This window comes from Sphingobium sp. C100 (assembly GCF_000508185.1).
In the GTDB taxonomy this organism is placed as follows: Bacteria; Pseudomonadota; Alphaproteobacteria; order Sphingomonadales; family Sphingomonadaceae; genus Sphingobium.
Window position 1 is genome coordinate 1 of the sequence record NZ_AYOY01000021.1, and the last position, 11607, is coordinate 11607.

The following is an 11607-nucleotide window of genomic DNA, read 5'->3' on the forward strand; positions in this document are numbered from 1 at the left end:
GAGCGCCAGCCCCGCCGTGCTGGCCGAAGTGCCCGGCTATCTGGGCAGCGCCTATGACATGCTGGAGGGCGACGCGGCGGCGCAGGCGCGGGTCGCGGCCTATGCCTCGGCCAAGCTCGGCCCGGTGCTGAACCGGATCGGCTATGACGCCAAGGCCGGGGAAGGGCCGCAGGTGCCGGTGCTGCGATCGGCGCTGGTCTCGACCTTGGGCGACATGGGCGACCGGGCGGTGGTGGGCGAAGCCAATCGCCGCTTCGCCGCGCTGGAGAGCGATCCGGCCGCGCTCGACGGGCCGCTGCGCACCGTCTGGCTTGCGATCATCGCCAAAAATGCCGACCAGGCGACCTGGGACAAGCTGCGCGCGATGGCGAAGGGCGCCAAGACCGATCTGGAAAAAAGCACGCTCTACGCGCTGCTCGGCGGCGCGAAGGATCAGGCGCTTGGCCGGCAGGGGCTTGACCTGGCGCTGACCGACGAGCCGGGCAAGACCACCAGCGCGGCGATCATCGGCGCGGTCGGCCGCGAACATCCGATGCTGGCGGTCGATTATGTGCTGGCCCATCGCGCGCAATATGAAGCGCTGATCGACGTGTCGGCGCGCAGCCAGGCGCTCGCCCGGCTGGGCGGCGGATCGGCCGATCCGGCGATGGCGACCAAGCTCGACGCCTATGCGACCCAGTATCTGACGCCGGAATCGCGCAAGGTGACCGACCGTGCGATCGCCGCGATCAAGACGCGGGTCGAAACCCGCCAGCGGCTGAAAGCCCCGCTCGCCGCCTGGTTCGCGGCGAAAAAATAAGGACGAGAAGGGGCGGCTCGAACGGCCGCCCCTTTGCCTTTGGATGGGGCTGGCCCTTTGGATGGTGCCGGGCGAACCAGCCGGCGGGATGACCCGCTTGGGTGGGAAGCGGAACCGCCGCGAAACCGACCAAGACCCGTCATTCCCGCGCAAGCGGGAATCCATTTAGCCCCACATGACTGCGTCGCGGAGATTGGCCCGCTTGGCTGCGGCTGCCCTTCAGGTCGCGGGAATGACGTAAAGGGTGGGTGGCGGACTGGCGGCTTTTCCTGATCCTTGGTCGTCACCCCAGCGGAAGCTGGGGTCTCAGTGGGTCTGGCGCGTCATTGCCTGAGATCCCGGCTTCCGCTGGGATGACGGACTATGCTCGCCTCCCGCCACCACCTTTCGTCATGCGCAACCGACGCGTCGCCGTTGCCTAACTGGCGCGTCACCGACGCAATCGGCCATCGGTCGCCACCGGCGCGACACAGCGGGGATATTTCCAAATCCGCAACGGGCCGTCTCCCGGCTGCCGGCATGGCTCGCGCCACCCGGCGCGGCCCCGCTTCACTCCTGCAACGACACGCCCGGACTGCGCGGGTCGGCGGCGCCCACCCAATGGCCGTCCGCCGTCCGCTCGGCGGCATTGGCCTTCAGGCCCAGCGGACTGAGCGTCACATGATGGCCCAGCTTCTCGAGCGGCGCCTGCATCGCCTCCAGCGATGTCCCCTGCTCCAGCACCAGCCCGTCCTTGTTATAATAGATCAGCCCATGGGCGATCGACTCCTGCGCCGACAGGCCCCAGTCGAAATGGGCGATCAGCGCTTTGGCCACCTGCATGATGATGGTGCGGCCGCCCGCCGCGCCGACGGTGAAGATCGGCGTGCCCTTCGCATCATAGACGATGGTCGGCGACATGGAGGAGAGCGGGCGCTTGCCCGGCTCCACCCGGTTGGCGACCGGCGCGCCGTTCTTTTCCGGCACGAAGCTGAAATCGGTCAGCTCATTGTTCAGGATCACGCCATTGGCGACCAACTGGCTGCCGAAGAAGCTTTCGATGGTGGAGGTCCAACTGGCGACATCGCCATCCCGGTCCACCGCGACGAAGTGACTGGTGCCGACTTCCGGTTGCGGCCCGGCGGCGGTGCGCGGCTGGGCGCCGGGCGGCGTACCGGGTTCATAGCGGCGCAGCGAGCGGTCCAGCCGGATCATGGCGGAGCGCTGCTTGAGATAAGCGGGGTCGATCATCCCGCTGATCGGCACCGACACGAAATCGGGGTCGCCCAGCCAGGTGTCGCGATCGGCATAGGCCAGCTGCATCGCTTCGCCGATGACATGCCAGGATCGCGGATCATCCTTGCCCCACCGGCCCAGCGGAAAACGCTCGACCATGCCGAGTATCTCCAGCACGGTGATGCCGCCGGCCGATGCCGGCCCCATGCCGCACACGGTATAGACCCGATATTTGCCGCAGACGGGCTTGCGCGCCTTCGCTTGATAGCCCGCCAGGTCCGTCATGGTCATGGGCACGGGATTTTTCGGCGCGTCGGTCACGGCCTGGGCGATCATCCGGGCATTGTCGCCGGTGTAGAAGGCGTCCGGCCCCTCCGCCGCGATTGTCTTGTAAAGCGCGGCGAGCGGCGGGTTCTTGAGGATGGTGCCGACCGGCGGCGGCGCGCCATCGACCCAGAAATACTGCTGGATCTCGGGGAAATCCTTCCAGATGTCCTTCAGCCGGTCGAGCGCCGTCGCGGTGCGCTCGCCCAGTTCATAGCCATCCTCCGCCAGCGTGATGGCCGGCTGGAACAGGTCCGCCCAGGGCAGCTTGCCCCATTTTTGGTGCGCGTCCCAGGCGAGGCGCAGATTGCCCGGCACGCCGACGGAATAACCGCCCGGCCAGGCCTGGACGAAGGGCAGGGGCTTGCCGTCCGGCCCCAGGAAACGGTCCGGCCGGGCCGCCGCCGGCGCGGTTTCGCGCCCGTCGATCGAATCCAGCACGCCGGTCGCCCCGTCATGATGGATCAGGAAACCGCCGCCGCCGATGCCGCTATTATGCGGCTCCACCACGCCGAGCGTCAGCATCATGGCGATCGCCGCGTCGGTGGCGCTGCCGCCCTGGCGCAATATCTCCTGCCCCGCCTGCGCGGCGCGCGGGTCGGCGGCGGATACGGTGGCGTTGAGCGCGACCGGCTCGCGCGCCATCAGGGGGGCGGGCGCGGTGGTGGCGAGGAGGGCGAAGGGGGCCAGCAGGCCGATCAGGCGGGACGTCATGGCTGGCACCCTATCGCGAAGACCGCGCATCGCAACCCCAAGGATAGCCCCGGGTTATGCCGGGCGCATGGATCAGGCGTCGACGCCCACCAGGTCGGCGACGGTTCGCACCCCGTCGCGCGCCATCAGCGCTTTCAGGCCTGCATTGATCCGCCGCGCCAGATACGGCCCTTCATAGACCAGCGCGCTATAAAGCTGCACCAGCGATGCGCCGGCGCGGATGCGGGCATAGGCCTGATCGGCATTGGCGATGCCGCCCACGCCGATCAGCGGCAGGCGCGCGCCCACCAGGCGGCGGAAATCCTTCAGCCGGGCCAGCGACAGGTCGGTCAGCGGCGCGCCGGACAGGCCGCCGGCCTCGTTCCCATGGGGGGATCGCAGCGCGGGACGCGACAGGGTGGTGTTGGACACGATCAGCGCATCGACGCCATGGTCGATGCAGGCGGCGGCGATATCCTCCATGTCGGCGGGCGCCAGATCGGGCGCGACCTTCAGGAAAATCGGGGTCCGGTCCGCCCCCCGCGCGGCCATCACCGCGCCCAGCAACTGGTCCAGCGCGGCGCGATCCTGCAACGCGCGCAGCCCCGGCGTGTTGGGTGAGGAGATGTTGACCGTCAGATAATCGGCCAGCGGCGCCATGCATGTGACGCCCGTGACATAATCGGCAACCCCGCGCCCTGCCGCGGTCGCCTCCTTGTTCGCGCCGATATTGATGCCGATCACCGGCCCCTGGCCGACCGGCCGCCGGTAGCGGGCGATCCGGTCGGCCGCCGCGCCCTGACCGCCATTGTTGAAGCCGAAACGGTTGATGACCGCCTTGTCCTCGACCAGCCGGAACAGGCGCGGCTGCGGATTGCCCGGCTGGGCGAGCGGGGTCAGCGTCCCCAGCTCGGCAAAGCCGAAGCCCAGGCCATGCATCTTGTGCGCGACCCGTCCGTCCTTGTCATAGCCCGCCGCCAGTCCCACCGGATTGGGGAAGCATATGCCCGCCACGGTGGTCGCCAGCATCGGATCGGCCGTGATCGGTGCGGGCACGGGCATCAGCCTCAGCGCGGCGATGGACAGATTATGGGCGCGTTCGGCGTCGAGCGCGAACAGCAGGGGACGGATCAGGCGGTAGGACATGGTCGGCGCTATGCCAGCGGCGCGCGGGCGCGTCGAGTCACTGTGGCTGAAGCGCCACAACGTCCTTCCGCTATCATTTTATGACAGGAAACGTCATCAATGAGACCGTTTCGGACGGAAAAATGTCCGATCCGTCCAATAAACTTTCCCTGATTCGGGCGTAAAGCCCCCTTGCGACCCGAAGGCTCGAAGGCCATTGGCCGATGAGACCTTTTCCTGACCCGGCGGTGCAAACCGCCGGGTCATTTTTTTGGCCGTCCCCTTGCCACTATAAAAAATACCCTATTTTCCGTCATGTCGCTTGCGTCCGGCCCTGATTGGCGCATATTCCGGGCTGGGGTGAAAATATGGGGTCGCATCAGATCGCGATACCGGGGAGCACGGTTGCTCTGCCGGACGAAAGGGGACCGCTCTCCTATACGGTCGCGGCAGCGCAGGGGCCGGTGCGACTGCGTTATTTTGCGCCGCCCGAAAATCTGCGCGCCTATTTCGGTTCGCTCTATCTCTTCAGCGTCTCGGCCGATCATTATGCCGACGCAACCCGCGCCGACGTGCCGCAACTGCGTTTCATGCTGGCGGGACAGGGCGACTATCATTTCCACGACGGCACCATCATGCCGACGCCGCAAACATGCCTGCTTGGCCCCACAATGGGCGCGACGCGCTTCGCGCTGGATGGCCCCGTGCGGGTGCTCGGCATATCCCTGCTGCCGGCCGGATGGGTTTCGCTTCACGGCGAGGATGCGAGCCGGCTCGCCGACCGCCTGTGCGATCTGGGCGGGGAGCGGGGCGGCGCCTATATCGATCTGCTCGACCGGCTGCGCGCGATGGAGGACAATGACGCCGAGGAGATGGCCGACCTGACCTGGACGCTGCTCGGCCGCCTGGTCCAACCGTTGCGCAAGGCGAACTGGGACTTGCTGGCGGCTGTCGATGCCTGGCTGATGGACGAAGGTTCGCCGCGGATCGAGGTGCTGGCGGAAACCACCGGCCTGTCCCAGCGCCAGCTTGCCCGCCTCACCAACAAATATTATGGCGCACCGCCCAAGCTGTTGGCGCGCAAATATCGCGCGCTGCGCTGTTCGGCGCGGATCGCCCTCGACGGCGAAAGCTGGCAGCAGCTGTGTGAGGAGGGGGGCTTTTACGATCAGTCGCACTTCATCCGGGAAATCAAGCATTTCATCGGCCTGACCCCGCATCAGCTCCAGACCGAACCGTCGGCGGTGGCGCAACTGACCCTGCTGCGCCGTTCGCTGGGGACCGATGTCGCCGTCCTCAACCGCCTGTCCTGATTTTAGCCTTGATTCTCGCGGCGGCGGGGACCACATGCGCAATCGGACGGATATGGTCCGATTTGAGAATGGTTCGCAATGAGGCTGTCGAGTTTCGCAGATTATGCCGTGGTGCTGATGAGCGCCGCCGCGCGCCATTGCGGCGCGGGGGCGGGGCGCGACCCCGCGACTCACAAGCATCTGCGCATGAACGCAACCACGCTCAGCGCCGAAACCGGCATCCCGCTGCCGACCGCGCAGAAGCTGGTGAGCCGCCTGTCCGCGGCCGGACTGCTCGAATCGAGTCGGGGCACCGGCGGCGGCGTGCGCCTCGCCCGCCCACCCGCCACGATCACGCTGGCGGATGTGGTGGAGGCGGTCGAAGGGCCGATCGCCATGACCGCCTGCGCGGAAATGGGCGCCCATGACTGTAATCTTGAAAGCGATTGCCGCATCCGCCCGCACATGAACCTGGCCAATGACGCGATCCGCGCCGCGCTCGCCGGCGTGACGATCGCCAGCCTGACCCGGGACATTCCCCCACCATTCGCACCCAGCGAAGTCGAGAAACAAGTCGCGCTATGACCGAAGAAATCACCACAGTCCGCAACCAGGAAGCGCTGGAGGCCGCGCAGCGCGCCTCTACCTACGCGCATGGCTGGTCCTCGGCGATCGAGCAGGATTTTGCGCCCAAGGGGCTGAACGAGGATACGGTCCGCTTCATTTCCGCCAAGAAGGGCGAGCCGCAATGGCTGCTCGACTGGCGCCTGAAGGCCTTTCGCCTGTGGCAGACGATGGAAGCGCCGGACTGGGCCAAGCTCAACGTCCCGCCGATCGACTATCAGGACGCCTATTATTATGCCGAGCCGAAGAAGAAGGCGGAGCTGGACAGCCTGGACCAGGTCGACCCGGAAATCCTGGCCACTTACCAGAAGCTGGGCATCCCCATCGCCGAGCAGGAAGTGCTCGCCGGCGTGAAGAGCAGCCGCCGCGTCGCCGTCGATGCGGTGTTCGACAGCGTCTCGGTCGCCACCACCTTCCGCAAGGAACTGGAGGAAGCGGGCGTCATCTTCCGCTCGATCAGCGAGGCGGTGAAGGAATATCCCGACCTGGTGAAAAAGTGGCTGGGCAAGGTCGTGCCGATGCACGACAATTATTTCGCGACATTGAACTGCGCGGTCTTTTCCGACGGCACCTTCGTCTACATTCCCAAGGGCGTGCGCTGCCCGATGGAACTCAGCACCTATTTCCGCATCAATGCGGAGAATACGGGGCAGTTCGAGCGCACCCTGATCGTCGCGGACGAAGGCAGCTATGTCTCCTATCTGGAAGGCTGCACCGCGCCGATGCGCGACGAAAATCAGCTCCACGCCGCCGTCGTGGAACTGGTCGCGCTGGACGATGCCGAGATCAAATATTCCACCGTCCAGAACTGGTATCCGGGCGACGAGAACGGCAAGGGCGGCATCTATAATTTCGTGACCAAGCGGGCGCTGTGCCAGGGCCGCAACTCGAAGGTCAGCTGGACGCAGGTGGAGACCGGCAGCGCGATCACCTGGAAATATCCGTCCTGCGTGCTGAATGGTGAAAATAGCGTTGGCGAATTCTATTCGGTCGCGCTGACCAACAATATGCAGCAGGCCGATACCGGCACCAAGATGATCCACAATGGCAAGGGGTCGCGATCGACCATCATTTCCAAGGGCATCAGTGCGGGCCGCAGCAACAACACCTATCGCGGGCTGGTGCGCGTGGCGCCGGGCGCGGAGGGCGTGCGCAACTTCACCCAGTGCGACAGCCTGCTGCTCGGCAGCACATGCGGCGCGCATACCGTCCCCTATATCGAGGTGCGCAACCCCAGCGCGCAGATCGAACATGAAGCGACCACCAGCAAGATCAGCGACGATCAGCTTTTCTACGCCATGCAGCGCGGCCTGGACACGGAAAGCGCGGTCAGCCTGATCGTCAACGGCTTCGCGAAGGAGGTGCTTCAGCAACTCCCGATGGAATTCGCGGTCGAAGCGCAGAAGCTGCTGGGCATTTCTCTTGAAGGATCGGTGGGCTGACGCCGCCGCAGACAGACCAAGGACAAGAATTTTGAGCGACGAAGACGATATTCAGGATGCCCTCGCCGATTTTTCGGAGGATGTCAGCAACGGCCAGTCATGGACCGCCGCGATCCGCATTCTGACCGAGGATTATGAGCTGGAAGAGGGCGAGCTGGAGCCGCGCGCGCGCAAGGATTTTGGCGATCTCGACGCCTATCAGGCGGAATGCCGCGCCGCGCTGGAAAAGGGCGATGCGGTTTTCACCGAGAAGCTGCGCACCGACAAGGCGTTTCACAAGGCGAAGGCGCCCAACCTCGCGCGCATGGGGCCGGTGACCGAATTCGTGACCGCACTGCTGGAAAAGGGTTCGCCCGAACCGGGGGCCGACTGGTGGCCCTATATGCCGATCAAGCGCCATATCGACACGCTGTTCCCCGCGCCGGGCGACGTGCGCGACATGGCCTTCTGGACCGCGCGGACGTTGCAGCGCGCGCACAAGGACTGATATATGCTGACCATCGACAATCTTTCGAACGACATTGACGGCAAGGCGATCCTGAAGGGCCTGTCGCTTTCCATCAACGCGGGCGAAATCCATGCGATCATGGGACCGAATGGCGCGGGCAAGTCGACGCTGGCCTATACGCTGGGCGGCCGTCCCGGCTATGAAGTGACCGGCGGCGGCGCGACGTTCGAAGGGCAGGATCTGTTCGAGCTGGAGCCGCATGAACGCGCCGCCGCCGGGCTGTTCCTGGGTTTCCAATATCCGGTCGAAATCCCCGGCGTCTCCAACCTCCAATTCCTGCGTGAAAGCCTCAACAGCCAGAAGCGCGCGCGTGGCGAGAAGGAACTGAACGGCGGCGAATTCATCCGCCTCGCCAGGGACAAGGCGGCGCTGCTCGGCCTCGACATGGACATGCTCAAGCGTCCGGTGAATGTCGGCTTTTCGGGCGGCGAGAAGAAGCGCGCCGAAATGGTGCAGATGGGCATTCTCGACCCCAAGCTGGCGATCCTCGACGAAACCGACAGCGGCCTCGACATCGACGCATTGAAAGTCGTGGGCGCGGGCATCAACGCGATCATGCGCAAGCCTGACAAGGCGGTGTTGCTCATCACCCATTATCAGCGGCTGCTCGACTATGTGAAGCCGGACTATGTCCATGTGCTGGCCGGCGGCCGCATCGTGAAGTCGGGCGGCCCCGAACTTGCGCTGGAACTGGAACGCGAAGGCTATGCCGAGGTGTTGGCCGCGTGACCACGCTCGCTCTGCCCACGCGCCGCGAAGAAGCCTGGCGCTATAGCGACCTCGACGCCGTCGCCACGATCTGGCCGACGCCCGCGCCGGCCCGCATCGACGTGGCGGAAGGCGAGCGCGCGCATCATCACCTGATGCAGGATGCGGCCGATGGCGCGGCGACGGTGCATGACTATGTCATCGACATCGCCGACGGCGCGCGCTGCGACTTTCATCTGCTCAACATCGGCGGCAAGCTGGGCCGCGTGACCTTTGCCGTGACGCTGGGCAAGGGATCGCATTTCGAACTGAGCGGCGCGATCATCGGCGGCGGCGACCAGGTGCTGGAGATCATCACCTCCGTCACCCATGCGCAGCCCGACGCGACCAGCGGCCAGACGATCCGGTCGATCCTGGGCGGCCATGCCACCGGCAGCTATCTCGGCTCCATCAACGTCGCGCGCGATGCGCAGCGCACCGACGCCTTCCAGTCGGTGAAAGCGATGCTGCTGGACCGCACCGCCACCGCGAACGCCAAGCCGGAACTGGAAATCTACGCCGACGACGTCAAATGCGCCCATGGCGCGACCGTGGGCGAGCTGGACCGTCAGGCGCTCTATTATATGGCGTCGCGCGGCATGGACCCGACGACGGCGAAGACCCTGCTGCTGAAAGCGTTCGTCGCCGGTGTGTTCGACGATCTGACCGACGAAGCCTTGAAGGGCCGTTTCGAAACCGCAGCGCTCGCCAAGCTGGAGGCGTTGGTATGACCGATCTGGCACAGGGATTGCGCTTGCGCGATGACTTCCCCGGCCTTTTGACCGGAAGTGGGGGCGACTGGCATTATCTCGACAGCGCCGCGACCGCGCAGAAACCCAATGCGGTGATCGACGCCATCGCCCGCGCCTATGGCCCGGATTATGCGACCGTCCATCGCGGCGTCTATGAACGCTCGGCGAACATGACGCTCGCCTATGAAGCGGCGCGGCGCAAGGTCGCGGGCTTCATCGGCGCCGCCTCGGACAGCGAAATCGTCTATGTGCGCGGCGCGACCGAGGGCATCAACCTGGTCGCGCACTGCTGGGCTGGCACGCAGCTCGGGGCGGGCGACCGCATCCTGTTGTCCACCCTCGAACATCATAGCAATATCGTCCCGTGGCAGATCGTCGCTGAGAAAGTGGGCGCGCACATCGACGTCGTGCCCTTGACCGCCGATGGCAGGATCGACCTCGACGCCATGGCCGCGATGATTACGCCCGCGCACAAGATGGTGGCGCTGGCCCATGTGTCGAACGTGCTGGGCAGCCTGCTCGATTGTCGCCGCGCCGCCGACATCGCCCATGGCGTCGGCGCGAAGATACTGATCGACGGATGCCAGGCGGTGCCGCGCATCGCCGTCGATGTTCAGGCGCTGGACTGCGATTTCTACGTCTTTTCCGCGCACAAACTCTATGGCCCGACCGGCATCGGCGTGCTGTGGGCGCGCGGGCAATTGCTCGACGCCATGCCTCCCTATCAGGGCGGCGGGTCGATGATCGACAAGGTGACGTTCGAAAAGACGACCTATGCCCCCGCGCCCACCCGGTTTGAGGCGGGGACGCCGCATATCGCCGGCGTCGTCGGCCTGTCGGCGGCGATCGACTATGTGCAGGCGATCGGGCTGGACGCCATCCACGCGCATGAATGCGCGCTGGTCGGCAAGGCGCGGGCCGCGCTGGAAGGCCTCAACAGCATCCGTGTCTTCGGGCCGCAGGATTCGGCCGGAATCCTCTCTTTCGAGGTAGAGGGGGTTCATCCGCACGATGTCGGCACCATATTGGATGAAACGGGCGTGGCGATCCGGGCCGGCCATCATTGCGCCCAGCCGCTGATGCGCCATCTGGGCGTCGAGGCGACCGCGCGGGCGAGCTTTAGCCTTTACAGCGATGACAGCGATGTGGACGCGCTGGTCAACGGACTGGAACGAGTGAGGAAGATCTTCGGATGAGTGAAGAACGCAAGATCATGGTCGAGGAAGTCGAGGCGGTGGCAACCCCGCCCAAGGCGCGCGTGGAAGAGGCGGCGGACGCTGCCCCGCGCCAGCGCGACTATCTCGACGGATTTCTGGCGCAAAAGCCGGCGCAGGCGCCTGCGGGCGAGCCGGGCGGCGATCTCTACGAAGCCGTCATCGATGCGCTCAAGGAAATTTACGACCCGGAAATTCCGGTCAATATCTATGATCTCGGCCTCATCTACGGCGTCGATGTGACCGAAGGCCATGTCGCCGTCACCATGACGCTCACCACCCCGCATTGCCCGGTCGCCGAATCGATGCCGGGCGAGGTGGAGATGCGCGTCGGCGCAGTGCCCGGCGTCGGCGACGCGGACGTCAATCTCGTCTGGGATCCGCCATGGGACCCGCAGAAGATGTCGGACGAGGCCAAGCTCGAACTGGGAATGCTCTGATGACCGTTGAAACCCGAACCCGTGCCCGCCCCGCCGCCGTCATCCTGACGCCGGCCGCCGAGCAGCGCATCACCGACCTGATGGCGCAAGCGCCCCAGGACGCGATCGGCGTCAGGCTGTCGACGCCGCGCCGGGGCTGTTCGGGTCTCGCCTATTCGGTGGACTATGTGAGCGAAGAAACCAAATTCGACGAAAAGATCGAAACGCCCGGCGGCGCCTTCTACATCGACGGCGCCTCTGTGCTCTACCTGGTGGGATCAACGATGGACTGGGTGGAGGATGATTTCACCGCCGGCTTCGTCTTCAACAACCCCAATGCCAAGGGCAGTTGCGGCTGCGGCGAAAGCTTCACGGTCTAGGCTGGATTTCCGTTCGGCTCGCGCCTGTCGAGTATTGCGCGCCGGCTTTCAGGACAGATGGGGTGATTGGGGA

Annotated in this window: 12 protein-coding genes; 10 read left to right on the forward strand and 2 right to left on the reverse strand. The window is 65.6% G+C overall.

The window, feature by feature from the left end; all coding sequences use genetic code 11:
* On the forward strand, positions 1–799 hold a 799-nt coding region (locus C100_RS0123930; protein WP_031308625.1), incomplete at its 5' end, for an ERAP1-like C-terminal domain-containing protein.
* 549 nt (positions 800–1348) lie between these two features.
* Here C100_RS0123930 and ggt read toward each other — a convergent pair.
* Both ggt and C100_RS27775 read right to left on the reverse strand, forming a co-directional pair.
* Entirely contained in the window at positions 1349–3052 is a 1704-nt protein-coding gene (gene ggt, locus C100_RS27770; protein ID WP_024018285.1) for a gamma-glutamyltransferase, read from the reverse strand.
* A 72-nt stretch (positions 3053–3124) separates the two neighbouring features.
* Entirely contained in the window at positions 3125–4177 is a 1053-nt protein-coding gene (locus C100_RS27775; RefSeq protein ID WP_031308626.1) for a quinone-dependent dihydroorotate dehydrogenase, read from the reverse strand.
* Between the two features lie 347 nt (positions 4178–4524).
* Here C100_RS27775 and C100_RS27780 point away from each other — a divergent pair, with 347 nt between their 5' ends.
* From C100_RS27780 to C100_RS27820, 9 genes are all read left to right on the forward strand, one after another.
* Complete coding sequence (locus C100_RS27780) at positions 4525–5469, forward strand: helix-turn-helix domain-containing protein (protein WP_024018287.1); 945 nt, start codon at positions 4525–4527, stop codon at positions 5467–5469.
* Between the two features lie 78 nt (positions 5470–5547).
* A complete protein-coding gene (locus C100_RS27785) occupies positions 5548–6033 on the forward strand; it encodes an RrF2 family transcriptional regulator (protein WP_024018288.1) in 486 nt (161 codons plus the stop codon).
* Complete coding sequence (sufB, locus tag C100_RS27790; protein ID WP_024018289.1) at positions 6030–7514, forward strand: Fe-S cluster assembly protein SufB; 1485 nt, start codon at positions 6030–6032, stop codon at positions 7512–7514. Before C100_RS27785 ends, sufB begins: the two co-directional genes overlap by 4 nt.
* Before the next feature lie 31 nt (positions 7515–7545).
* Positions 7546–8001, forward strand: coding sequence for a hypothetical protein (locus C100_RS27795; protein WP_024018290.1), 456 nt, complete (start codon positions 7546–7548; stop codon positions 7999–8001).
* Between the two features lie 3 nt (positions 8002–8004).
* Positions 8005–8751, forward strand: coding sequence for a Fe-S cluster assembly ATPase SufC (gene sufC / locus C100_RS27800; protein ID WP_024018291.1), 747 nt, complete (start codon positions 8005–8007; stop codon positions 8749–8751).
* The gene (locus C100_RS27805; protein WP_024018292.1) at positions 8748–9500 is read left to right on the forward strand and encodes a SufD family Fe-S cluster assembly protein; all 753 of its coding nucleotides are present in this window, start codon (positions 8748–8750) and stop codon (positions 9498–9500) included. Before sufC ends, C100_RS27805 begins: the two co-directional genes overlap by 4 nt.
* Complete coding sequence (locus C100_RS27810; RefSeq protein WP_024018293.1) at positions 9497–10717, forward strand: cysteine desulfurase; 1221 nt, start codon at positions 9497–9499, stop codon at positions 10715–10717. Before C100_RS27805 ends, C100_RS27810 begins: the two co-directional genes overlap by 4 nt.
* Complete coding sequence (locus C100_RS27815; protein WP_024018294.1) at positions 10714–11175, forward strand: SUF system Fe-S cluster assembly protein; 462 nt, start codon at positions 10714–10716, stop codon at positions 11173–11175. The genes C100_RS27810 and C100_RS27815 overlap by 4 nt, the downstream gene beginning before the upstream one ends.
* Positions 11175–11534, forward strand: a complete 360-nt coding sequence (locus tag C100_RS27820) for a HesB/IscA family protein (protein WP_024018295.1) — start codon at positions 11175–11177, stop codon at positions 11532–11534. The genes C100_RS27815 and C100_RS27820 overlap by 1 nt, the downstream gene beginning before the upstream one ends.
* The last annotated feature ends 73 nt before the right edge of the window (positions 11535–11607 follow it).

What these genes read in the sequence shown, in the direction of transcription:
- ggt (WP_024018285.1), bottom strand. Translation starts at nt 3,052, where the DNA reads ATGACGTCCCGCCTGATCGGCCTGCTGGCCCCCTTCGCCCTCCTCGCC.
- C100_RS27775 (WP_031308626.1), bottom strand. Translation starts at nt 4,177, where the DNA reads ATGTCCTACCGCCTGATCCGTCCCCTGCTGTTCGCGCTCGACGCCGAA.
- C100_RS27780 (WP_024018287.1), top strand. Translation starts at nt 4,525, where the DNA reads ATGGGGTCGCATCAGATCGCGATACCGGGGAGCACGGTTGCTCTGCCG.
- C100_RS27785 (WP_024018288.1), top strand. Translation starts at nt 5,548, where the DNA reads ATGAGGCTGTCGAGTTTCGCAGATTATGCCGTGGTGCTGATGAGCGCC.
- sufB (WP_024018289.1), top strand. Translation starts at nt 6,030, where the DNA reads ATGACCGAAGAAATCACCACAGTCCGCAACCAGGAAGCGCTGGAGGCC.
- sufC (WP_024018291.1), top strand. Translation starts at nt 8,005, where the DNA reads ATGCTGACCATCGACAATCTTTCGAACGACATTGACGGCAAGGCGATC.
- C100_RS27810 (WP_024018293.1), top strand. Translation starts at nt 9,497, where the DNA reads ATGACCGATCTGGCACAGGGATTGCGCTTGCGCGATGACTTCCCCGGC.
- C100_RS27815 (WP_024018294.1), top strand. Translation starts at nt 10,714, where the DNA reads ATGAGTGAAGAACGCAAGATCATGGTCGAGGAAGTCGAGGCGGTGGCA.
- C100_RS27820 (WP_024018295.1), top strand. Translation starts at nt 11,175, where the DNA reads ATGACCGTTGAAACCCGAACCCGTGCCCGCCCCGCCGCCGTCATCCTG.